At 38.9% G+C, this 23906-nt stretch carries 18 protein-coding genes; 4 read left to right on the top strand and 14 right to left on the bottom strand.

Features of this window, described 5'->3' with window-relative positions; genetic code table 11:
* Positions 1-64: 64 nt before the first annotated feature.
* Positions 65-1498 carry a 6-phospho-beta-glucosidase gene (locus AB3I27_RS06245; RefSeq protein WP_002325052.1) on the bottom strand — a complete coding sequence of 478 codons (1434 nt, stop codon included), beginning with the start codon at positions 1496-1498 and terminating at the stop codon, positions 65-67.
* A complete protein-coding gene (locus AB3I27_RS06250) occupies positions 1498-2901 on the bottom strand; it encodes a 6-phospho-beta-glucosidase (protein WP_368022946.1) in 1404 nt (467 codons plus the stop codon). The genes AB3I27_RS06245 and AB3I27_RS06250 overlap by 1 nt, the downstream gene beginning before the upstream one ends.
* Before the next feature lie 229 nt (positions 2902-3130).
* Between AB3I27_RS06250 and AB3I27_RS06255 the strand changes: the two genes are divergently transcribed.
* Complete coding sequence (locus AB3I27_RS06255; RefSeq protein WP_368022947.1) at positions 3131-4033, top strand: MurR/RpiR family transcriptional regulator; 903 nt, start codon at positions 3131-3133, stop codon at positions 4031-4033.
* A gap of 40 nt (positions 4034-4073) precedes the next feature.
* On the opposite strand, the gene AB3I27_RS06260 is transcribed toward AB3I27_RS06255, so the two are convergent.
* The 5 genes from AB3I27_RS06260 to AB3I27_RS06280 all read right to left on the bottom strand — a co-directional run bounded on the left by AB3I27_RS06260 (position 4074) and on the right by AB3I27_RS06280 (position 11144).
* Positions 4074-5960, bottom strand: coding sequence for a beta-glucoside-specific PTS transporter subunit IIABC (locus AB3I27_RS06260; RefSeq protein WP_368022948.1), 1887 nt, complete (start codon positions 5958-5960; stop codon positions 4074-4076).
* Between the two features lie 96 nt (positions 5961-6056).
* Positions 6057-6908: a BglG family transcription antiterminator LicT gene (gene licT, locus AB3I27_RS06265; protein WP_368022949.1), complete on the bottom strand. Its 852-nt coding sequence runs from the start codon at positions 6906-6908 to the stop codon at positions 6057-6059.
* Between the two features lie 334 nt (positions 6909-7242).
* Positions 7243-9027, bottom strand: coding sequence for an ABC transporter ATP-binding protein (locus AB3I27_RS06270; protein ID WP_002294953.1), 1785 nt, complete (start codon positions 9025-9027; stop codon positions 7243-7245).
* Positions 9027-10778, bottom strand: a complete 1752-nt coding sequence (locus AB3I27_RS06275) for an ABC transporter ATP-binding protein (protein WP_002294954.1) — start codon at positions 10776-10778, stop codon at positions 9027-9029. Before AB3I27_RS06275 ends, AB3I27_RS06270 begins: the two co-directional genes overlap by 1 nt.
* 141 nt (positions 10779-10919) lie before the next feature.
* Complete coding sequence (locus AB3I27_RS06280; protein WP_002291670.1) at positions 10920-11144, bottom strand: YneF family protein; 225 nt, start codon at positions 11142-11144, stop codon at positions 10920-10922.
* 250 nt (positions 11145-11394) lie between these two features.
* On the opposite strand from AB3I27_RS06280, the gene AB3I27_RS06285 reads away from it, so the two are divergent.
* Positions 11395-12981: an Nramp family divalent metal transporter gene (locus AB3I27_RS06285; protein ID WP_002320293.1), complete on the top strand. Its 1587-nt coding sequence runs from the start codon at positions 11395-11397 to the stop codon at positions 12979-12981.
* Between the two features lie 308 nt (positions 12982-13289).
* On the opposite strand, the gene AB3I27_RS06290 is transcribed toward AB3I27_RS06285, so the two are convergent.
* Complete coding sequence (locus AB3I27_RS06290) at positions 13290-15065, bottom strand: glucosyltransferase (protein ID WP_368022950.1); 1776 nt, start codon at positions 15063-15065, stop codon at positions 13290-13292.
* A gap of 210 nt (positions 15066-15275) precedes the next feature.
* Positions 15276-16178: a deoxyribonuclease IV gene (locus tag AB3I27_RS06295; protein ID WP_002308625.1), complete on the bottom strand. Its 903-nt coding sequence runs from the start codon at positions 16176-16178 to the stop codon at positions 15276-15278.
* 280 nt (positions 16179-16458) lie between these two features.
* On the opposite strand from AB3I27_RS06295, the gene AB3I27_RS06300 reads away from it, so the two are divergent.
* On the top strand, positions 16459-18804 hold the full coding sequence (locus tag AB3I27_RS06300) for a transglycosylase domain-containing protein (protein ID WP_002345254.1): 2346 nt from the start codon (positions 16459-16461) through the stop codon (positions 18802-18804).
* Between the two features lie 162 nt (positions 18805-18966).
* On the opposite strand, the gene AB3I27_RS06305 is transcribed toward AB3I27_RS06300, so the two are convergent.
* The 5 genes from AB3I27_RS06305 to ccpA form a co-directional block, all read right to left on the bottom strand.
* Complete coding sequence (locus tag AB3I27_RS06305) at positions 18967-19233, bottom strand: hypothetical protein (protein ID WP_002305583.1); 267 nt, start codon at positions 19231-19233, stop codon at positions 18967-18969.
* The gene (locus AB3I27_RS06310) at positions 19226-19549 is read right to left on the bottom strand and encodes a hypothetical protein (protein ID WP_002305582.1); all 324 of its coding nucleotides are present in this window, start codon (positions 19547-19549) and stop codon (positions 19226-19228) included. The genes AB3I27_RS06305 and AB3I27_RS06310 overlap by 8 nt, the downstream gene beginning before the upstream one ends.
* An 11-nt stretch (positions 19550-19560) precedes the next feature.
* The gene (locus AB3I27_RS06315; protein WP_187169065.1) at positions 19561-20817 is read right to left on the bottom strand and encodes a lipase; all 1257 of its coding nucleotides are present in this window, start codon (positions 20815-20817) and stop codon (positions 19561-19563) included.
* Positions 20814-21209 (bottom strand): hypothetical protein, encoded by a 396-nt coding sequence (locus AB3I27_RS06320; RefSeq protein WP_368022951.1) that lies wholly within the window; start codon positions 21207-21209, stop codon positions 20814-20816. Before AB3I27_RS06320 ends, AB3I27_RS06315 begins: the two co-directional genes overlap by 4 nt.
* Positions 21210-21555: 346 nt before the next feature.
* Positions 21556-22557, bottom strand: a complete 1002-nt coding sequence (gene ccpA / locus AB3I27_RS06325; protein ID WP_002291653.1) for a catabolite control protein A — start codon at positions 22555-22557, stop codon at positions 21556-21558.
* Positions 22558-22766: 209 nt separating this feature from the next.
* Between ccpA and AB3I27_RS06330 the strand changes: the two genes are divergently transcribed.
* On the top strand, positions 22767-23870 hold the full coding sequence (locus tag AB3I27_RS06330) for an aminopeptidase P family protein (protein ID WP_002313499.1): 1104 nt from the start codon (positions 22767-22769) through the stop codon (positions 23868-23870).
* Positions 23871-23906: the final 36 nt, after the last annotated feature.

The following is a 23906-nucleotide window of genomic DNA, read 5'->3' on the forward strand; positions in this document are numbered from 1 at the left end:
CTCGAATAGCTTTATTATACTCGAAAAATCCGCTGAAAAACAATAGACTTTTATAAATCATTGATCAATCGTTCGAAAGATTTTCTCCATTTGAATCAATTACTTTTTTATACCAGTTGAATGATTTCTTCTTCGAACGGGCTAATGTGCCATTTCCTTCGTTGTCACGATCGACATAAATGAATCCGTACCTTTTCTTCATCTCACCTGTACCAGCTGATACTAAATCAATACATCCCCAAGTCGTATAGCCTAATAGATCGACTCCATCTAATTCTACTGCATCTTTCATTGCCTGGATATGTGCTGCCAGATAGTCGATTCGATAATCATCTTCCACATAACCATTCTCATCGGGCGTATCGACTGCACCTAAGCCGTTTTCTACAATAAATAGTGGTTTTTGATAACGATCATAAATATCATTCATCGTTATTCTCAAGCCTAATGGATCAATTTGCCAACCCCATTCACTTGCTTCCAGATATGGATTTTTGACAGAAGCAAAGATATTTCCTGCAGTCTGTTCCAAGAGTTCGTTGTCAGTAGTCGAAACTCGAGAAGAATAATAAGAAAAGGAGATAAAATCAACAGTATGTTCTTTCAGCAATGCGGCATCCCCAGGTTCTATTTTGATCTGAATGCCATTTCGTTCCATTTCTTTCAATGCATAAGCGGGATATTCTCCTCGTGACTGGACATCAATGAAGAAATAATTTTCTCGATCTGACTTTCTAGAAGCCCAAACATCTTCAGGATTGCAAGTGTATGGATAATATGCTCCTGCTGCCAGCATACAGCCTACTTTGTTCTCCGGATCTACTTCATGAGCGATCTTCGTTGCGATGGCACTTGCAACCAACTCATGATGTGCCGCTTGATATTTGATTTGTTCTTCATTTTCTCCTTCTTCAAAATACAGCCCTGCGCCCATGAATGGTGCATGAAGGATCATATTGATCTCATTGAATGTCAACCAATATTTGACAAGTCCTTTATAGCGATTGAAGATGACTCGGCACAGATTTTCATAAAAACCAACGAGTTCTCTAGAACGCCACGCACCATATTCTTTGATCAAATGCATCGGACAATCAAAATGTGTAATCGTCACAAGCGGCTCGATCCCGTACTTTTGACATTCTTTAAAGACATCCTCATAAAATTTCAAACCAGATTCATTTGGCTCATTTTCATCGCCCATTGGAAAAATACGACTCCAAGCAATGGACATCCGATAAGTCTTGAACCCCATTTCTGCAAACAAAGCAATATCTTCCTTATAATGATGATACATATCGATCGCAATTTTTGCTGGATAAAAATGATCTTTATCAAATTCAAACATTTTCTTTTTTCCAGTAATGACAGGAAAACGGTCTTCTCCGATTGGCACAACATCTACGTTCGCTAACCCACGTCCGCCTTCATCATAACCACCCTCGCATTGATTGGCTGCTGTAGCACCGCCCCATAAAAAATCTTTTCTGAATCCCATCATACTTCCTCCATTACATGTGTATTGCTTGACAATTCTCTTGCCAGTTCATCTTGGACTTCGATTCCTTCTGCTTTTAACCGGCTGATTGTTTCCTTGAATTGCGGTAAATACTGCTGATGTGCAATAAACAACTCATCCATGATCCGTTTTGCTGTCTTTCCTGATCGTATAAGCGGATTGATCGTAAACGCTTGTAAAGCTGTTCCATAATCACCAGTCACGGCTGCTTCGATCGTCAGCAATTCCATATTCTTCATTACTTGCAACCAGCCTCTTTCAGCAGCAGGAAGGGAACCAAACGCTACATTTCGTGCGCCTTGTGCGCCAACATAGGCAGTGACTTCTACTACACAATCTGCCGGCAGATCAGGAACAGCTCCATCATTCTTTGTAGACACCACGATCTGTGTTTCTTTATTTCCATAGATCGAAGCAATCGTTTCACAGGCAGCATCTGAATAATAAGCACCACCTCGTTTTTGCAATTGTTCAGGTTTATGATCCAATTCTGGATCTTTGTATAATTCAAACAGCTCTGCTTCTGTTTCTTTCACTTGTTGCGCTCTTGTACCAATCGTTTGATATTCTTCTAAAGCATGTTCCAACATTTCTTCTTCACGGTAGTAATAGCGGTGGTAGCCACAAGGGATCATGTTCATTTGTTTTAATTGTTCTTTGAAAAACGGGATGTCAAAGATATTTTTCGGCAATCCATTGTCTTCATCGTATAAACGATCAATCAAATCTGCTGTGCGGTCATTTCCTTTATTATCTGCTACTTTGTGCCAATGGAAGTGATTTAGACCGGCAAACTTGTAGATCAGCTCTTCTTTTTTCTTGCCAAGCATTGCTGGTTCTGTCATCGTCGCCATTACTGGCACATTGCATAATCCGATCACTTTATCCCATTTGCCATATCTGATAACTGCTTCTGTCACCATCCCGCTTGGGTTCGCGAAATTGATCAGCCAAGCATTTGGACATAAACGCTTCATGTCTTCAACGATTGCCAAAACCACTGGAACGGTACGAAAAGCTTTGAATATCCCGCCAGCACCATTTGTTTCTTGCCCAATCATCCCATAATAACTAGGGATCCGCTCGTCTTTGATTCGTGCATCTAATTGACCGACACGAAACTGAGTCGTAACAAAATCCGCATCTTTCAATGCTTCTTCCCGATCCAAAGTTGCATAGATCTTGACTTCATACGGAGAAGCATCCCACATACGCTGAGACATCTGACTGACGATCTCAAGCTTTTCTTTTCCTTCTTCTACATCTACGAGCCAGATTTCTCGTATCGGTAATTCCTCATATCTTTTGATAAATCCTTCAATCAACTCGGGGGTGTAACTGCTGCCTCCACCAATCGTAGCGATTTTGATTCCTTTTGCCATGTTCTCACTCCTTTGCTTTTTACACTTTTATTATCTTTTTTGTAAACAAAACAAACAATAGAAATTCGTTTCTTTCCAGTAACATTTACAAAAGTTAGTGTTTTCTACTGGATTTTTGTAAATATCTTGTCAAAAAATGACTTTATTAAGCTATATAACATAAATCCGTTTACAAATCATTTTCAAAAAAGTTATAATTTACGTAAAAAAACTAGAAGAAGGTATCTACATGTTATTACGTGAAAAAATCAAAGAAATCTCCTTTTCTCCTTCAGAAAATGAAGTGATTCAGTTTCTCTTAAGCGATTCTCCAGCACTTGGCGAAATGACCATCCAAGAGATTTCTGAGCGATGTTATGTCCACCCGTCCACACTCATCCGTGTAGCAAAAAAAATGGGTTTTGATGGCTGGGTCAGTTTTCGTAATGCTTTTTTAGCTGAAACAGCCTATCTTGAAGGGAATTTTCAAGACGTAGATGCGAATCTTCCTTTTTCCACCACAGACGGTATTATGACGATCGCAAATAAAATGGCTTCTTTAGAACAGATGACGATTCAAGATACACTTTCTCTCATTCATCATGACCAACTGCAAAAAGCCAAACAACTAATGCTTCAAGCAAAAAAAATCGTGATTTTCGCCAGTAACTCGAATACTTTGATTTCTCAAGATTTCATGCTGAAAATGAAGCGCATCAAAATGGATGTCACGATTGTCACCACTTTTGGTGAATCGTTCTATGAAGCGTACAATTGCACGAGTGATATGTGCGGGATTCTGATTTCTTATACGGGTGAAAACAATGTGATCCTTCGTACCGCAGAAATATTGAAACAAAATCATGTTCCAATTTTAGCTTTGACCAGTATCGGTGATTCAACGCTATCCTCAATGAGTACAGCCGCTTTGCGACTTACGACACGCGAACGACTGTATTCAAAAATTGGTAATTTTACGATCAATACATCGATTTGTTATCTTCTAGACGTGTTATATAGTTGTGTTTTTGCAGAAAATTATCAACAGAATTTAGTCCATCTAATTTCTGTAGGACAAAAATTTGATAAACGCCCTATCAGCTCAGCCATCATGAAAGAGCCTTTCAATTTTGAAAATAAAGAAGTGGACTAAAAAGAATAGTTAAGTCTATTCCATTCTTTCACCTAACCGTTCAGGTCAGTGCGGTGATAAGTGCATCGTCTGGCCCGACCGTCTCCCCTTGATTTTCCAAAATATCCAAATAATCCATGTAATTGGTGACGATTACAGGTGTTTCTAAACTGTATCCTTCCTTTTCGATTTTCTTTTTGTCGAAGCGGAGCAACAGATCGCCTTGTTTCACTCTTTCTCCTTGCTGCACCAAGCTTTCAAAATATTTCCCTTCCAACTGAACAGTATCCAATCCGACATGAATCAGCAATTCCAGACCTGTTTCAGAAACCATTCCGATTGCATGTTTCGTGGGGAACAGGGTCATGACTGTTCCGTCAAAAGGGGCACGTACTTCTCCTTTTTCAGGGTAGATCAAGATTCCTCGACCTAGTGTTCCTTGTGCAAAAGCTGCATCCTTTGCTGCTTTCAGTGGAGCGATTTGTCCTTGTATCGGTGTTTTTACAATTTCTTTACCTGATCTTTTCTGTCTGTCATCTGTTTCACCTGCTTCCTCCTTCCAAAAGAAAAAAGTCAGCGCAAAGGATACCACCATCGCAATGGCGATCCCAATCAATACATTAATCACATCTGTTAAATCACCATCTGGTCTAATATAGTTGGGAATTGTAAAGATGCCTAGTCCACCTTGATTCCAAGAAGTTAAATTCATTAACCCACTATACGCGCCCCCTAACGCACCACCGACACAGGTAAAAATAAATATTTTTTTACGTGGTAATGTAAACCCATAAATAGCTGGCTCTGTAATCCCCACAATACCAGAAACAATGGCTGGTATTGCAATTGCTTTGTCTTTTGGATTTCTAAGCTTAAAGTAGAGTGCGGTAAGTGCTGCAGTTTGTCCAAAAGACACTACTGCAACAGGTGTTATAATATTTTGCCAACCATTCACAGAAAATTGCATCAATCCCATTGGTACGATTGCCCAATGGAGACCAAACATCACCAGAATTTGCCAGAAGAAGCCTACGATTGCTCCATAAATAACTGGCGAAAGTGCTAAAAGTGTTTCAAATCCAGCCATTAAAATATCAGTTGCGAATGTGAATACTGGTCCAACGAGTAAAAAACCTAAAGGCATTGTAATAAGAACGGTGAAGAATGGAACGAAGAAATTCGCGATCATCTCAGGTACTAACTTTTTAATTGGTTTCTGAATTTGGCTAGCTAACAACACAATAAAGATAATGGGAATGACAGAAGAAGCGTAGTTACGCGCAATCCAGGGAATGCCGAATACTGTTTGATAAATAGGTGCTTCAAAAATAGTGCCAGAAAATATGGTCGTTAGTGGTGCTTCTGCTGCACCACTCAAAGCTTCCAGCGACAAGCTAGGATTCATTAATGCTGCGCCAAGCAACATCCCTACGAATTCATTTACTTTAAATTTACGGGCAGCTGTTAAACCGATAATAACAGGCATAAATTGGAATACAGAATCACCGATATTATCAAACATAACAAATGTGCCAGAACCGCGGTCAAACGCGCCTAAGAAGACAAGGAATGCTGTCAGTCCACGAATCATCCCGCCAGCAGCTAAGATAGCAAGGAATGGTTGGAAACAGCCCGATATTCCATCAATAAGCATATCAAACGGTCTCATTTTTTCTGTTGAAACAGCCTCATCAAAAGTAAGGTTTCCTGCTTTTATAACCTCTTCAAACACGACTGGCACATGATTCCCGATGACAACTTGATACTGCCCTCCCGCTCGCATTACCGTTACAATACCGTCCATATTTTTCAAGATCTCATCATTTGCTTTTTCTTCGTTTTTTAATTTGAAACGAAGCCTTGTGATACAATGTGTCAAACCATTGATATTTTCCTTCCCACCGACATTTTCTACGATTTTTCTCGCTAATTCTTGGTATTTTCCCATTTCTATTCCCTCCAATATATTAGTGGAAAGTTTAGCCAACTGAATGTCACTACCCTTATTTCATACGTTCTTGTTAATTTATCCTCCTTTTTTTATTTATTTACAACGATTCTCATGCACTAAACGCGCAGTATGGATCGTTAAATACATTTTTTCGTCCGTGGACATCTGGTAGTTGAACGTCTCGGCTAAAAAGTCTGCTATTTTCTCAACGCAACCAAACGTATCCTTATATTTTTTTTGAATAACCTGAAACAATTCCTCAGAAACTTCTCCCACTTCTGATTTTTCTCCATCTAGGACGCGTGTCAGAAAAAAACGTAAGTGTGTGACGAATCGAAAAAAATGGACTGAATCTTCATCAAATGTAATCTTATAGTAATAGCGGACGATATTTAGAATATCCTGTATTGTTATAGTAAACAGGTAGGTATTGTCTTGTTGGCTTTGAATGCCTTGTGCATTGACTAAATGCAATGCGATAAATCCGGCTTCATCTTCTGATAACTTGATGTGGTATTTATCCGAGATTTTCTTCACTGTTTTTTTCCCGATGGCATACTCTTTAGGAAATAGTTGTTTGATATCATACAGCAATACATTTGGTACAAATATTCCCATTTTGTGACGTTCGATAGCCGTATACAAATGATCCGTCAATGCAATATACACAGAATCATTCAACTGGACTTGTAGAGCCTCTTCTGTATATTCAATGATTTCACAAGAAATTTCTAAGTACTCAAGAGGAATCGCTTGTGCCAATTCTTGGAACTGTTGTGAAAGCCCGTCATTTGTCAACTGAAATTTTTTGTCGATGCATGAGTCAAAAATCGGGTCACCCACTTTCTTTTTGAATGCCAAACCTTTTCCCATCACGATCATTTCCTGATTTCTTTCATCCCTGGTTATTACGACGTTGTTATTCAGTACTTTCTCAATCAGCATGTTTTGCTCCTTTCCATGATATATAGGGCTGTATCCAAAACAAAAAGAAAAACCCAAAAAGCCGTCCATGGAACCATGGGAGACTCATCAGGTTTAGCTTGCATCAGGCAATCACTATCCAAGTTGTATCGTTTTCTTTATATTATCGAAAGCAAACGCTTTTGTCAACGCTTTCTTAGTGGTTATTAGCCGCTTTTGACTAGCTGTCGTCGTCTTTTTTAAATCGGGTGACTATGCCACTAACGCTCACAGATGAAGAATCTGGGAAGCTCTGTTTTATTTTCACTCTAGCGCTTAGGGCAAAATGCTACTATGCTACTGTCACAACCTCTTTTTACACACCACTGCTTTGCAGTTTGTACATATCTGCATACAAACCATTTTGCGCTAGAAGTGTTTCATGATTCCCACGCTCTACTATATGACCTTTGTCTAAAACTAAAATCAATTCTGCATCCCGAATCGTGGACAGCCGATGGGCAATCGCTATCGTTGTCCGTCCTTGTCGCATTTTTGCCAATCCTTCTTGGATCAATCCTTCGGTTTCAGTATCGATATTTGCTGTTGCTTCATCCAATACTAGTATTTTAGGATCTGTCACGATTGTTCGCGCAAAAGTGATCAGCTGTCGTTGTCCACTAGAATAGCTGGCACCGTGTTCGATCACTTTTGAGTGATATCCTTTTGGTAATTCATCGATGAACTTGTTTGCTTGAACAAACTCAGCTGCATGGCGAATCTGTTCGTCTGTGATAGCTGGATTCATCATCCGGATATTTCCTGCAATATCTCCATAAAACAAGAAGGCATCTTGCAAGACCAATCCCATTTTCTTACGTAACTCTTCCATTGGATATTCTCGAATGTCATGATCATCAATCAAGATTTGGCCTTCATAAAATTCGTAAAACCGCATCAATACGTTGATGATCGAGCTTTTTCCGCTTCCGGTGTGCCCCACTAATGCAACGGTCTCACCCGGATTAGCGACAAAAGAGATATTGTTCAATACATTGTGCTCTCCATCATAAGAAAAGCTTACATTGCGAAACTCGATCTTACCTGAAGTAATCGCTTGATCTGCTCCAGGATTTTGTTGCGGTGCATATTCTTCTGTATCCATGATTTTCAAAATACGACTACCGGCAACCATCCCATCTGTAAAGGTGCTCAAAAAGTCCATCATTTGAGACATTGGATTAAAAAATCCCTGGACATAGGTCGTAAATGCATAGATCAGTCCAACTTCTACGGGAGAATGCAACGCATCGATCCCAAACAAAGTCAACGCCAACGCAATCGCCAATGCATAGAGAAAATTGATGATCGGACTTAACAGAATCGAATTCGTTTTGATCATCGCATAGCGCGTGTCTAAATACTCGTTGTTCACTTGTTCAAATTCTTTAGCTAAACGAGCTTCTTGGCGAAACTGCTGGATAATACGCATGCCGGAAATCGATTCATTCAATTTCGTGTTCAGCTGACTTAATTTTTCCCGCATATTTCGGTAAATACGAGAACTGAATTTCTGGTAATACCAGATGACGATTCCTAAAATCGGCAAGAACACCAAAGTCCACAAGGCAATTTCTCCATTGATTTGAAACATGGCAATGAATGAAGAAACGACTGCAAAGATCCCAGTCAATACCATCAAAAAGACATACCAAAATTCAAATAGCGTTTCTGTGTCATTCGTCACTCGAGAAACGGTCGATCCTGCCGGTGTCTGGTCAAAATAACGCATACCTAGTGTATGCAGCTTTTCAAATAATCTTACCCGAACATACTGATAGGTCTTCAATGAAGCCATGGAATACAAATACCATTGGAAAAACCAAATGATACTTTTGACTATGACTCCAAACAAGTACACACCAGCAAAAAACAAAATAACTTGTGTCGTAGCTGACTGTTTAGCCAGATGATCATCCATAAAAGTTTGGATGATCCTTGGCAATAGGACATTGATCACAGACAGGGCAAACGCAAATAAGATAGCAACGATGAACGTTCTTCTAAAAGGTTTGGCGAACTTCATCAGTCGTTTGATGATCTTCTTCTGTTCTTTAAGTGGAATCGATTTTGTCCATTCCGATTGATAATTTTCATCCATCAGGCCTCGCCTCCTTCTATCTTCGCTTCTAATTGCTGTTTTTCCCACATTCGTTCATACCAGCCACCTAATGCAAGCAGCTCGTGGTGGGTTCCTCGTTCAATGATTTTCCCTTGATCGACAACAATGATTTCTTTTGCATGCATCACGCTGCTTAAACGGTGAGCTGCAATGATGGTTGTTTTCTCTTTTCTTATTTCTTTTAAATTATGCAAGATAGCTTCTTCTGTTTTGGCATCTACTGCAGAAAGTGCATCATCTAAGATCAGCAATTCAGGATTTTTGATCAATGCTCGAGCAATCGAAATCCTCTGTTTCTGTCCGCCAGATAAAGAGACTCCACGTTCTCCAACTAAGGTATCATAACCTTTTGGCAATTCCTTGATTTCATTGTTGATAAATGCTAAAGAAGCCGCATGCTCTACTTCTTCTTCTGAAAGTTTTGGATTAGAAAAACGGATATTATCTCGAATGGTCATCGAAAACAGGAAGTGATCCTGAGGCACATAACCGATTGATCCTAATAAAGCATTCAATGAATATTCTTTGATCGAACGTCCGCCAAATTGGATTTTCCCTTGATAATCATCGTATTCACGCATCAGTAATTTGATGATTGTCGTTTTTCCCGCACCAGTTTTCCCAACAATACCTAATGTTTCTCCTTCTTGGATCGCAAATTTGATTTGTTCTAATGCTGGTGATTCTTCTTTCGGATAGTTAAAAGAGGAAATAGCTACATTCAGCTCGCCTTTTGCCGGGGTCTGCACTGCACCCAGTTGTTCCACGATATGCGTCTTTTCATGCAAAAGTTCATTGACGCGATCATAAGAAGCATTTCCTCTTTCCAATACGTTGAACAATCGACCAATCGCAAACATCGGCCAAACAAGCATACCGATATAGCTAATAAATGAGACCATCTGCCCGATCGAGATCGTGCCTTCCAAGACATACTTTCCACCTAAAATAATTGTTGCAACATAAGACAGACCGATAATCAAGGTAATGAATGGATCAAATAAGGAGTCTAAAAAATTGACTCGTTTGTTTTTAATAATTGCATCTTCAATCTTTTCTTCAAAATCCGCGAGATCTTCTTTTTCTTGTCCAAATGTTTTAATGACTTTGATCCCAGTGATACTTTCTTGTGTCTTATCATTGATACTAGAAAAAGCTTCTTGCGAATCACGAAAAGCATCGTGGAGTTTTGACCCCAGCACTCGTGAAGTAACGGCTAGCAAAGGCAGAGGAATCAGCGCAATCAGTGTTAAGCGCCAATCAATAAACAAAATCATCGCAATGATCGTTGTTCCGCCCGTAATCACTGAATCTGCAAAGGTCAAGATTCCAGCTCCTGCTACATTCTGGATTGCATTCAAATCATTCGTTGCATGAGCCATCAAATCTCCAGTCCGATATTTTTGGTAAAAGAGATTGTCCATTTCTGTAAAATGTTTGAATAGCTGCTGCCGAAGTTCTTTCTCCAACCGAGCTGCACTTCCCCAAATATTCGTCCGCCAGATATAACGAAAAAGATATTGTAAGAAAGCTGCAAGGATCAATAGTAAGATCCACCAAGAAATGATCTTTATTGATAAATTCTTATCGGCGATCTCATCAATGATGATCCCAATCACTTTCGGAGGAACTAACTGTACCAAGGCCACTGCGAATAGGGAGAAAATCCCAATTAAATAATGTTTCTTTTCCTGACGAAAAAACCAACCTAATTTTCTAAAAATCGACATTTTACTCCTCCTTTGTCTTTATCAAGAGCATAGGATTGTCTGTGCTTGTCTTTTTTGCTGAATAGTCTGAATAGTCTAACAAATTACGAAATAAAAAACGGACTGAAAAAATCAGCCCGCAAAAAGTCTTTGGGTCAGAACCTATTTTTTCCCTTGGTTCTTCATTTGCTGCATCATCTGGCGAATTTTCTTCTCAGATGGTTTTTGCCCCATTGACATCATCATTGATCGCAACATGTCCTCATTAACGGGAGGATTTTTTTCTAAATAGTCTTTCATATATTTACGCGCTAGGAAAAAGCCACCTACTGCGCCGATTAGCAAAGCAATAATAGCAATAAGTACGACAATACCTGTTGATACCATATAAATCTCTCCTTTCTATTTCCGAATTGCTCTCAATGATTTATTTTACTAAAGTTTATTGAAAAAAGAAAGGCGTATTCTTTAGTTTCATGCAAAAAATAGTGGTTTTTTTAGAGAAGAACGAAATTTCTTTTATTAACCAGCAAGACACGCCACGAAAAAAAATTAGGCATACCGAATCTTTTTCTTTAATTTTTTCTTTCTGAGGTGTAGAATGTAATCGTAGATAAATAGGAAAGGTGGTTTTTTCTTGAATAATCAATCCAACAAACAATTTCATAAGCATCGACTTATTGAACATACAAATGGTTTATCTTTAGCTGAAGTAAATGGAACAGTGGATGTACCAAAGGGAAAAAGTTTTTTTAAAACACTTCTTGCTTACTCTGGACCAGGTGCATTAGTAGCAGTTGGTTATATGGATCCAGGTAACTGGTCCACTTCGATCACTGGTGGACAAAATTTCCAATATTTATTGATGTCAGTTATTTTGATGTCTAGTCTAATTGCTATGCTTTTACAGTATATGGCAGCAAAATTAGGAATCGTGACCCAAATGGATTTGGCCCAAGCAATCCGAGCACGGACAAGTAAGACATTGGGTGTCATTTTATGGATCTTGACTGAATTAGCCATTATGGCAACAGACATCGCAGAAGTCATTGGTGCAGCAATCGCCCTCTACTTACTTTTTGATATTCCATTGGTAATTGCCGTATTTATCACTGTGTTAGATGTTTTCGTCCTTTTATTGCTGACAAAAGTCGGGTTTCGTAAAATCGAAGCTTTGGTTGTCTGCTTGATTTTCGTCATTTTATTCGTTTTCGTCTATCAAGTTGGCTTGTCTAACCCTGATTGGCACAGTTTATTTGCTGGCTTTATCCCTAACAGTCATACATTCTCAGACTCACCTGTCATAGGTGGTGAAACTCCGCTGACTGGAGCGTTAGGGATTATTGGTGCAACAGTCATGCCGCATAACTTATATCTTCATTCAGCAGTTTCTCAAACTCGGAAGATTGATCACCAAGACGAAGAAGATGTAGCACAAGCGGTACGCTTTTCTACTTGGGACTCTAATATCCAGTTGTCAATGGCTTTTTTAGTCAATGCACTGCTATTGATCATGGGTGTCGCTGTATTCAAAACCGGTTCTGTCCAAGATCCTTCCTTTTTTGGTCTGTATGAAGCTTTATCTGATCCATCAGCTATGAGCAATGGTATCTTGATTGCTGTAGCAAAATCTGGTATCTTGTCTACTTTATTTGCTGTAGCACTTCTTGCTTCTGGCCAGAACTCTACTATTACTGGTACGTTGACCGGTCAAGTCATCATGGAAGGCTTCATCCATATGCGTATCCCGATTTGGCTAAGAAGACTAGTCACACGATTGCTTTCTGTGATTCCTGTATTGATTTGTGTTTTGTTTACAAGTACAAAAGGAACGATAGAAGAACATACCGCTTTGAATAACTTGATGAATGAATCCCAAGTTTTTCTGGCTTTTGCATTGCCATTCTCGATGATTCCTTTACTGATGATGACCAATAGCCAAGCGGAGATGGGGAGCCGATTCAAAAATTCATTTGTTGTAAAACTTCTTGGCTGGTTCTCTGTGATTAGTCTGACTTACTTGAACTTACGAGGATTACCAGGTCAAATCGAAAGTTTCTTCGGCGAGCAAGCCACCTCAGCTCAACTAGCATTGGCTGATCAAATCGCCTATGTAATCATTGTTCTTGTCCTTCTCCTGTTGGCATGGACGATTGGTGATTTATATAAAGGAAACAAAAAATATGAACAGCGTTTGCAAGAAACGATAGAAGAAATCGAATAGAAACTGATTCTTTTACACAAAGGAGGTTGTGACAGAAGTGGGCAGCTTCAAGAAATAAGAAGGAATTTAAGAAAATTGCTTTTCAAATTTTTGTGAAATTTCGGCTTATTTCCGAAGAAGTTACTTCTGGAACACCGTGTATCAGAGGTTGTGAAAAAGCTGTCCTGCATCAAGTAATAAGAACAGCCAAACAAAAATAGTTCCTCATATTTTACGTTTGGTTGAGCTTATTACCGCAGATGCAAGCTTTTGAGCACCGTTTATTCGGAAAAAGGAACTGCGACAAGACTTTTGTCACAGTTCCCTTTTTATTTGGAAGATAAAGCTTTTTTCAGATTCAATTTACTAAAAACTAGCATGCTTGTTACTGCGATGAATTGCGTTAATGGCACGCCTGCGCCAGTGTAGACACTTAAAAAATAATCCTTTTTTTCTGGCGCATAAGAACAAAACCACGAGACACCGAAAAGAAAAACCAATTGTGTCAGTATTAATCCGATGACTACAATCAAAGAGGAACTATAATAGGCACGATCAGCTTTTGCAAATACGGTTCCTAGTATCATAAGTAATATCCCTGCTATTGAAGCAATCAGCACGGGAATGGCCAGAACTTGGTAAATTTTTATCATGACATTCGCGACTTTTGCTGTTTTTGTCAACTGGAAATCAGGTGTTCTCGGATCACTGCTATCGATCCAATTATCCATTAGTGGAAGATTCAATAGTTCTTGTGCCTGTTCGACTTGTTCTTGCGTCCCGAAACTATAATTCCCCCCTTGATGGAAATCTTTGTATCGCCATGCATAGGCATATCCTGATTTCAGAAAAGCAAATACAATTGGCAGATCATTCATCGTCTTTCCATCCCCTGATCCCATCAGATAAAATTCTTTTTTCTTTTTGATAGTTCCCTTTTGATAGGCTTCTTCTAATTCTTGATTGACTTTTTTCCAAAAATCATTGGTTTCTTTTGCATTGTTTTGGTAATAACCAGATTCGCTTACCACATCTCGCAATGCCCAAAAAATGATATCTCCTGGTAATTCTTTTACTTTTCCGCCTTGGGTCCACGCATGAGTCGTATACAATTCGTCAATACGAGTAGAAACAGTATGAAATGTAGGAGATGCGTCTAAAGCTTTATTTAATGCAGCATGCGAGACCCATATCTCACTGTTTTCTTTATTTAAGTTTGTTTCGTCATCTATTCGGATCAGCTGTTTCATCAAACGTCCAAATTCGCCACTCGAACGGTCATTGATGGCGGCAATACCATATGTTGTCTCGTTTTTATATTCGATCCACTGATAGACGATGGAGAAACCGACTAGAGGGAGTAAAAACAATGAAAGTTTCAGACATTCTTGTTTCGAAAGGAGAAATGGTCGTTCTTTTAACTTCTTTGCTTCTTTGAAAGAAAAGTCTTGTCCTAGCAAGATCTGAACGAAACTGATGCCTAACGCGACTACAGTAAAAGGAAGAAGCCAGATGGAATCTTCGCGAATGAACCAAAAGAAAGGAAAAGAAACAGCTAGCCCTAAAAACCACGGCAGCAATTTTTTGCTGGAATTATATTTGCGGTAATAAATAGCTAGTAAACAAGCGATAATGATCTCAACAGTCGGGATCACGAGAGCATTACGATATGTTCGAGTGGAATATTCATGTGTAAAACTAATCGGAGAAAACAAAAAATAAAAATAGATACTTAAAAGAAGATACTTGTTCTTCACGATTGGTTTAAACGCTAGTGCAACCAATATACTGGCAAGAATACTGAACATGCCGAATAAAACTGCATAAGAAAGATGCAGTTTATGTGCAAGTACTAAAAACAAGCTGTAGGAGATCCCTTTTGAAAGTGTCGTAGTCGTGTACTCCCCTAGCCATTTACCATCCAAAATATTTTGAGCATAGTGAATCAGCAGCTGATCATCATAGGTCGCCGACATATCTGTTCCATAGATTGCTTTACTATATAAATACAACCGAATAATTGTAAATAATACGGCTATGCCAAGAATAAAGTATGTATGTTTCTTTTTTAGTTGGTCGATCAAGGGGTTTAAAATGTTCAGCATCTTTTCGTCCTTTCAATCACGTTTTGCTACTTGTTTGTGAAACTTTTCGTTTTTTACTTTTCTATCAGTATACCCTGTTTGTCTGAATTTAAAAAGAGGGGGCGAAAGGAGCATGTCGAAAACGAATGCAAAAAGCACTCCTTTGTTTCTTAAACAAAAAAGGACAAGGCAGACTGCCCAATCCTTTTTTGTTGCTGTCAGATAGAAAACTTAAAGTGTGACTTCTTCTGCTAATAACTCAGGGAACACTTCGGGATCGAATGCTTGCGCTTTGAACATGGAAATTTCTTTTCCATATGGTGCGTAAGCTTTCTTTTTATCTTTACCGACATATGGGGTTTCTAATATTTTCGAAATGTTGTCAAACATTGGATCATGGACGATTTTGTTCAATGTGTCAAATCCAATTGTTCCAAAACCGATATTGGCATGCCGATCTTTATGAGAACCTTGTGGATTTTTAGAATCATTGATATGCAGTACTTTAAGCCGATCTAATCCGATGACCTTATCAAACTCTTCCATTACACCTGAAAAATCTTCTTTTATATTATATCCGGCATCATTCGTATGACATGTATCAAAAGTAACGGATAATTTTTCATTCAATTTTACTCCATCGATGATTTGCGCTAATTCCTCAAATGTTCGACCGATTTCCGTACCTTTCCCTGCCATCGTCTCCAAAGCGATCTGTGCCGTCTGTTCTTTTGTCAAAACTTCATTCAACCCCTCAATAATTCTAGCAATCCCAGCTTCTGCCCCTGCTCCTACATGAGCGCCTGGGTGAAGGGTGATTTGAGTAGCACCTAAAGCTTCCGCACGGACAATCTCTTCTCTCAGAAATTGTACAGCAAATGGAAACATTTCTGGTTTGATCGTATTTCCCAAATTAATGATATAAGGCGCATGAACGACGATATTTGTTAGTCCGTTTTCTGCCATAAATGCTTTTCCGGCATCAATATTCATCTCTTCGATAGCTTTTCTTCTAGTATTTTGAGGAGCGCCTGTATAGATCATAAAGGTCGAAGATCCGTAACTGGCTGCTTCTTCTGCCGCGCCTAACAGCATTTTCTTTCCGCTCATGCTGACGTGTGAGCCTAATAACATGGATGGATTCCTCCTTGAAAGGCAATTGTTTCGAACAATTCCTATATATATTGATAAGATGATGTACAAAGAAAATAGTTTGTTTTTCTTTGCCCTGTTCTCCATAGTAACTGAAACTTTCCCTAAAGAAAAGCTTAAGAACTCTTTCATAAAAAAGATCATTTCCTCACGTTTTATCTCATTCGAAAAAGAAATTCCTGTCAAAAACAGCCTTGTCTGTTTTTTTGTCCTATTATTTGCTATAATTAGCGAAATAAAACCATTAGTTGAGGTGACCCTTTTGCCACGCAAAAATACTCGAAAAAAACAGAATAGAAGAAAAAAAGAAAAATGGTTTGTTCCTAAGATTATTTTTAGAGTGTTTCAATCATTGACTGTTTTTATTACTGTTCTTCTTTTGTTGTTCGCAGCTCTAGGTATCGGAATAGGTGCTGGCTACTTTGCCTATCTTGTCGAAGACACACAATTGCCGACTAAAAAAGAACTGCAGACAGAACTAGGAAACATTACGGAAACGTCAAAGATTGTTTATGCAGATAATACAGAGATATCAAAAATCCAGACAGATCTGATGCGGACGACTATTTCATCTGATAAGATTTCGCCTTTATTGAAAACCGCGATTATCAGTACAGAAGATGAATACTTCGATAAACACCAAGGTTATGTCCCTAAAGCTGTTTTACGAGCACTAGTTTCAGAAGCGACTGGCATCGGCTCGTCTGGAGGATCCACTTTGACACAGCAATTAGTCAAACAACAGATCCTAACCGATGAAACAACATTCAAACGTAAAGCAAACGAGATCGTTCTTTCTGCACAAGTAGAAAAACACTTTTCAAAAGATGAGATCATTGCTACGTATTTGAATGTCTCACCATTTGGTCGGAATAATAAGGGGCAAAATATTGCTGGAGTCCAGGAAGCTGCTAGAGGAATCTTTGGTGTAGATGCAAAGGATGTGACTCTGCCGCAAGCTGCTTATATCGCTGGTTTGCCTCAAAGCCCTATCACGTATAGTCCATACACGAATACAGGCGCGCTAAAAGAAGATCTTTCTGCCGGTCTTGCCAGAAAAGATTTTGTTTTATTCAGTATGTACCGTGAAGGACAAATTACGAAAGAACAATACGAAGAAGCGAAAGCCTATGATCTTACAAAAGACTTTCTCCCACAACAAATCGCGGAACAGACTGACAGAGAATTCTTGTATTATACCGTGATGAACGAAGCAACAAGGATTATTGCACAACAATTGGCAGAAAAAGATAATGCTGATATGTCAGATTCATCGGTCAGTGAAGCTTATTATCAAAAAGCACAGCAAACGATCCAAAACAAAGGATATACGATCCATTCGACGATCGATAAAGATATCTATGCTGCATTGCAAACCGGCGTAGAAAATTATGGCTACATGTTAGATGATGGTGCTGGTAGCCAAGTGGAGACTGGAAATGTATTGATGGATAACAGAACCGGACGTATCTATGGCTTCGTGGGTGGTCGGAATTACAGCCAGAATCAAAATAACCACGCCTTTGATACAGAACGTCAAGCTGGTTCATCCATCAAACCGGTTCTTGTTTACGGTCCTGCAATCGATATGGGACTTGTCGGATCAGAATCCCGTGTATCAGATTATGCAACGACTTGGCAAGAAGGAAAAAATGCTGGTGAGAAAATCGTCAATGCGACCAATGAAGGGTCGAACACCTTCCAAACCGTCCGTGAGTCACTGGAATGGTCCAACAATATCCCAGCTTATCACTTATATCAAGATGTGTTGAATTCCGGTGGATCGAAACAATACGCTTACGAGCACTACTTGGCGAAGATGAACTACCCAGCAAATGATAATTGGGGCGTTGAATCGGCTCCTTTAGGGACAGTAGATGTAACGACGCTTCAACAGACAAATGGATTCCAGGCCTTAGCAAATGGTGGAGTCTACGAAGAAGGCTATATCATTGATTCCATCACAGATAATGCAGGTAATGTGATTTATAAACATGAAAGTAATTCTGTCCGTATTTATTCCGAAGCAACGGCATCGATCATGAATGACATGATGCGTAGTGTGATCAATGAAAAAATCACTACACCATTCAAAGATGTCATCTCAAGCTTAAACGGAAATCTAGGAAATGCAGATTGGGTCGGAAAAACTGGTTCTACCAATGAATACCGAGATTCATGGCTGATCGTCTCAACTCCATCTATCACTATCAGTAGTTGGGCAGGACACGATGACAATACTGGAATGGACAGCCAAGCAAGAATACGTTCGGCTAATTATCTTGCCAATCTAATCAATCAAGCTTACCAAGCAAACCCTGAGATTTTCGGCACTGATGAGAAATTTGACTTATCATCCGATGTGATGAAGAAAAAAGTATCTGGGTTCACAGGACAAACAGCTGGAAAAGTTACTGTCAATAAAAAATCCATCCAAACGCCAGGAAAAACAGTGGAGTCACTTTGGGCAAAAAATGGTCCGAAGAAAAGCGCCTTTAAATTCGGCGTTGGCGGTACTGATGAAAACTATACAGATTACTGGAACACCGCTTCAGCTTATGCTAGAGCGAATCCAGAGACCAAAGAATCAGACGATAAAGATGATTGATCTAATAGATTAATCAGAATTAAAGGGAGCTGCGACAAAAATCTTGTCACAGCTCCCTTTTTCCGAATAAATGGTGTTCAAAAGCTTACATCTACGATATTAAGACAAATTTATGTAAAAATGTGAAAAACCATTTTCACAAAATTTTTCTATATAACTTTACTAACGAAACTGTTTTAATTTCTTTTCTTGTCTTTGGAATAATTCAGTTAGTTTTTCTGCAAATTGCCCTTTTACTGATTCTTTCAAGTGTACATGTCGGTTAGAAAATTCTTGAGCAGCTTCTTCTGCAGTCATTTGGTGGTTTTGATCTGTCAATCGTTTTTCTGCCCAAATTTGCTGAGATATCCCCATACCAACTGAACGTACATTTGATCGATGTAGATTTTTCTCTAATTCTTTTAGTAATTGCATTAAAAATTCATTCATAAGATGATTTCTCCATAGTTATTTGTCTGATTTTTTGACGATAGGAACGTTCTAGTTCATCTTGCTGCTGATAGAGTTTTCGTCGTTCTACTTGTAGGGCTTGTTGATAATGCTCCTGATAATTCGAATAACTTCGTCTTGCTTGAAACAGAGGCTCATTATCTAAAGCTAAGTTCTTTAATACATGATGCAGTCGCTGCTCCTCTTGCTCCATCAATCGTAATCCTTGATTCTTAAAGTGGATCAATTCATCTTCTTGAGCTTCTAATTGTCTTCGTTCACTTCGATAATCTCTTTCCAATTCTTCTAGTTTCATCTACTTCTCCTTTAATTGAATTGCTGTGCTAATTCTCGATCTCGTGCCACGATTTCATTGATTTTGTCTTGGATCTCCTTCGCCAATGTATCAAAGGCCTCCCCCATACGTCTTGCCTTATTGATTCGTAGCAGATAGACTTCTTTCGCAGAATCGACTAAGTTCTCTTTTGTGGCGCCCACACTAGCTAATGCTTCTATGATTTCCTGTTCAGTCAACGAAGGGGCGACAACACGTGCTTGCCGCAAGCCTTCTTGCCATTTTTTCTCTAGCTCAAAAATTCCTCTTTGATTGATGCGGATAACTTCTTCCATAGCGCTTTTCATTTTTGCCGATAACTTTTCCACCACTAACCTAGCTTGTGTGTCATCTAAGTAAATTTGTTCATTAACTGTCAGCCGGCCGCCACTTAATCGTAGTTTTTTACGTATGTTGTTCAGTTCTTGCAACTGATAGGAAAACAACTGGGTCGCTTGGTTTTCTTTCTGTTGTTTTCGAGCTTTGACATTGTTTTCATTTTCAGGAATAATCAGCTTTCCATTTTCATCAAACTTCCAAGAGGTTAAACTGTGGGAAGCAAGCAGATTCAAGAATGCTGTTTCCATACTGATCCGAACTTCAGCACCTGTGCCATTACCACCAAAATTACCGATAAAATCGGCGTGATTTCGGTAATTGGTGAGCATACCGGGATTTTCTTCCACCCATTTTTTTGCTTCTGGTGATAAGAGATCATACGGGTCCGGCCCGTTGAAGCCGACATTTTTCCATTGTTTCTCTGCTGCTACATATAATGCTAAGAATCCACCTAATGAATGGCCGGTAGTAGAAATAGCAGCTTCTCCATATTCCTTTTTTACTTCATTAGCAAATGCAATCGCTGAATTGATTTGCCCCGCTGTTTTCAATCCACTAACGGATAAAATCTTGTTTGTTGTTGCTTTTTCAGAAAAACTTGCTCTTGGTCTATTCCCATAGAGATTCATGATACTTCTTGCATCCGTTTCCAAATCTTTCCAATCACTTAAGTTCGTTCCTGCAAAGGCAATCACTACTTGAGAAATATCCACTTTACCGTTCTTGATTGGCGCTACAGCCATCGCCTGCATGCCGTCGAAGGAGTTTTTGATTTTTAGAATTTGGAACTTTGTATTGCCGAAATTATAAATTCCAGCTTCTTTTAAATAAGATGCATAATTTTTATGCTTCGGGTCTAATAAATAAACTATATTACTAAGCTTATTGTAATTTTTTTCTGTTATAGTCAAATTATTTCCTCCTCCTCATTCGAATATATCACTTTAATTTTATTTTTAGTTTTTCCTTCTTTTTGTATTTTTTCATTTACAACTGCAAAACCACTTAATTCGGTATCATTTTTGATGAAACCATAATCAAAAGTTACAGATTTACCTTCAATATTAGTTAATATCACAATGATGTGATAAAAACCGGTTATATTATTGTATCCAGTACGTTCAATCTTCACTTCCTTGATATCCGCAAAGGTATTTTTCAGAACTTTGACGGACTGTTTTTCTACTGCGAGTAAATCTTTCTGTCTTTGCACTTCTCTTTTGTCCATGTAGACTTTCCCTCCGATTCCTATAGTAAGAATGGTCAAAATGATGACTATGGTCTTTCGTCTTTTCTTAGGCAAATAGAAGTCTCCTTTCGGGTTATGTATGATGGATTGTTTCTCCTTTAAGATAAGTACGCAATCGAGCCTGGATTTTTTTGGATTTTTTAGAGTTACTTTTCTACTTTCTTTTTTATCACGTTTTCATTTTAAAGTAATTTTGATAGTAGTGAACAAAATGTAGCATCTACGCACAGATTGTGTCGTATACGATGGACATAAGGTTTGTTTCCGCCATTTTCTCTTTTTTTAAAGTCACAAAAAAAAAGGGGTTATGACAAAATTTTGTCTTAACCCCCTTTCTCGTATAAACGTTGTTCCAGAAGTTGACCACTTTTGGAACAACCTTTAAATGATTGATCTTTTATTATTTAGTTGATCCTTTTTCTTCGATTCCATAAGGCAAGATAATCGTTTTTTCTTCGACTTCTTCTTTATTCATCATTTTCGTCAATAGGCGCATGGATACCGCTCCTAAATCGTATAATGGTTGTGTGATACTTGTCAAACGAGGACGAGCTACTTCTGTCAGTAAAGAATTGTTGCTTGTGATGATTTCGAATTCTTCTGGTACTTTTACGCCGCGGTCTAATAAACCATCCAAGATACCAATGGCTAATTCATCGTCTGAAACATAGACAGCTGTTGCACCGCTATTATGGATCCGGTCAACTAGAGACAGACCATCTTTAAAGTTGTATTGTGCCTCAAAAATCAATCCTTCGCTATATGGTAGATTGTTTTCGCTTAATGCTTCTTTATAGCCTTTTAGACGGTTTTGACCATTGATAGGATCAATCAGCGCACCGCTGACAAAAGCGATTTTTTTATTGCCGCTTTTTGCTAATTTATTTACTGCATCTTTTGTTGCTGATACATAATCAATGTTTACGCTACCTACTTGTTCATCTGGATCAATGGAACCAGCTAGTACAACAGGCGTTTTTGAACGTGAAAATTCTCCACGGATTTCGTCTGTGATATGGTGACCCATAAAGATCACGCCGTCCACTTGCTTAGCCAATAAATTATTCAATACATTGACTTCTTTTTGATCGTTGCCATCTGAGTTTGCTAAGATGATATTGTATTTGTACATTGTTGCCACATCGTCGATACCACGTGCTAAAGAGGCAAAGAACATATTGCTGACATCAGGAATGATTACCCCAACTGTTGTTGTTTTCTTACTTGCCAAGCCACGTGCGACTGCATTTGGACGATAATCCAAGCGATCGATAACTTCCAAGACTTTTTTTCTTGTTGCTGGTTTGACGTTTGGATTGCCATTTACGACACGTGAAACAGTAGCCATCGAAACATTTGCCTCTCTCGCTACATCATAGATAGTGATTGTTTGCTTTTCCATTTGTGTTCTCCTATTCATATTTTATATGTTTTCTGAAAATACGTCTTACATTTCTAAAATAGGATATCAAATAATCTCAACAATTGCAACCGTTTTATCTCTGTTTTCATGAAAATTTTTACTTTTTTCAGTTTTAAGAACGTTGGTCTTTTAATCAATCAGTGGTACAATTATTGAATACAAAATTAATTTAGAAAGTAGGTTGCCAAATGAATAACGTAAAAATCAATGAACTACGTCAATGGATGGCACAACACCAAGTAGAATTGGCTTATATCAGCGACCCTGGCCACATCGCTTACTTTTCCGGATATGAAAGTGATCCTCACGAGCGTGTACTAGCTCTTTTTATCCCTCTGGAACAAGATCCTTTCCTTTTCACTCCTGCTCTGGAAGTTGAAGATGCTCAAAACAGCAGCTGGGCGTACGATGTACGTGGCTACTTAGACAGCGAAAATCCTTGGGAGATCATCGGAAAAGAGCTTCGCGCACGCTATGGGCAACCTGGTAATGTAGGTATTGAAAAGAATGCTCTGACTGTCGATCGCTTCGATGCTATCTCTGATATCTTGACAGGTACAGATTCTTACACCGATCTAACTTCTATTATCCAGCGTCTGCAACTGATCAAAACGGTAGAAGAAAAAGACAAACTGATCGAAGCTGGTAAATGGGCCGATGTTGCCTTTGAAATTGGCTTCAAAACAGTAAAAGAAGGCGTAACTGAACAAGCAATTATCGCAGAAATCGAATACCAATTAAAAAAACAAGGTGTTTCACAAATGTCTTTCGACACATTAGTCCTTGCAGGAGCAAATGCTGCAAGCCCTCATGGTACACCAGGAAGCACGAAGGTTTCACCAAATGAACTAGTGTTATTCGATCTTGGCGTTATTTGGAATGGCTATTGCAGTGATGCTACTCGTACAGTTGCTTATCAAAAACCAACTGAATTCCAAGAAAAAATCTATAACATCACTCTTGAAGCACAGCTTGCCGCACAAGAGGCAGTTCGCCCAGGTGTGACAGCAGGTGAACTTGATCAAATCGCACGAAACGTGATCAACAGCTATGGCTACGGCGAATATTTCAATCACCGTTTAGGTCACGGAATCGGAACAACCGTCCACGAATTCCCTTCTCTTGTAGAAGGAAACGACTTAGTGATTGAAGAAGGGATGTGCTTCTCTCTTGAACCAGGAATCTATATTCCTGAAAAAGTAGGGGTACGTATCGAAGATTGTGTGTATGTGACAAGTGATGGTTGTGTGCCATTCACGACTACACCAAAAGAATTACTTGTTTTAGAGTAATGAAAATAAAAAAGGTGAGAGCTGGTCCGCTCTCAC

The sequence above is a fragment of the Enterococcus sp. C46 genome (assembly GCF_040887565.1).
Lineage (GTDB): Bacteria > Bacillota > Bacilli > Lactobacillales > Enterococcaceae > Enterococcus_B > Enterococcus_B lactis.

What these genes read in the sequence shown, in the direction of transcription:
- AB3I27_RS06245 (WP_002325052.1), bottom strand. Translation starts at nt 1,498, where the DNA reads ATGGGATTCAGAAAAGATTTTTTATGGGGCGGTGCTACAGCAGCCAAT.
- AB3I27_RS06250 (WP_368022946.1), bottom strand. Translation starts at nt 2,901, where the DNA reads ATGGCAAAAGGAATCAAAATCGCTACGATTGGTGGAGGCAGCAGTTAC.
- AB3I27_RS06255 (WP_368022947.1), top strand. Translation starts at nt 3,131, where the DNA reads ATGTTATTACGTGAAAAAATCAAAGAAATCTCCTTTTCTCCTTCAGAA.
- AB3I27_RS06260 (WP_368022948.1), bottom strand. Translation starts at nt 5,960, where the DNA reads ATGGGAAAATACCAAGAATTAGCGAGAAAAATCGTAGAAAATGTCGGT.
- licT (WP_368022949.1), bottom strand. Translation starts at nt 6,908, where the DNA reads ATGCTGATTGAGAAAGTACTGAATAACAACGTCGTAATAACCAGGGAT.
- AB3I27_RS06270 (WP_002294953.1), bottom strand. Translation starts at nt 9,027, where the DNA reads ATGGATGAAAATTATCAATCGGAATGGACAAAATCGATTCCACTTAAA.
- AB3I27_RS06275 (WP_002294954.1), bottom strand. Translation starts at nt 10,778, where the DNA reads ATGTCGATTTTTAGAAAATTAGGTTGGTTTTTTCGTCAGGAAAAGAAA.
- AB3I27_RS06280 (WP_002291670.1), bottom strand. Translation starts at nt 11,144, where the DNA reads ATGGTATCAACAGGTATTGTCGTACTTATTGCTATTATTGCTTTGCTA.
- AB3I27_RS06290 (WP_368022950.1), bottom strand. Translation starts at nt 15,065, where the DNA reads ATGCTGAACATTTTAAACCCCTTGATCGACCAACTAAAAAAGAAACAT.
- AB3I27_RS06295 (WP_002308625.1), bottom strand. Translation starts at nt 16,178, where the DNA reads ATGTTATTAGGCTCACACGTCAGCATGAGCGGAAAGAAAATGCTGTTA.
- AB3I27_RS06305 (WP_002305583.1), bottom strand. Translation starts at nt 19,233, where the DNA reads ATGAATGAATTTTTAATGCAATTACTAAAAGAATTAGAGAAAAATCTA.
- AB3I27_RS06310 (WP_002305582.1), bottom strand. Translation starts at nt 19,549, where the DNA reads ATGAAACTAGAAGAATTGGAAAGAGATTATCGAAGTGAACGAAGACAA.
- ccpA (WP_002291653.1), bottom strand. Translation starts at nt 22,557, where the DNA reads ATGGAAAAGCAAACAATCACTATCTATGATGTAGCGAGAGAGGCAAAT.
- AB3I27_RS06330 (WP_002313499.1), top strand. Translation starts at nt 22,767, where the DNA reads ATGAATAACGTAAAAATCAATGAACTACGTCAATGGATGGCACAACAC.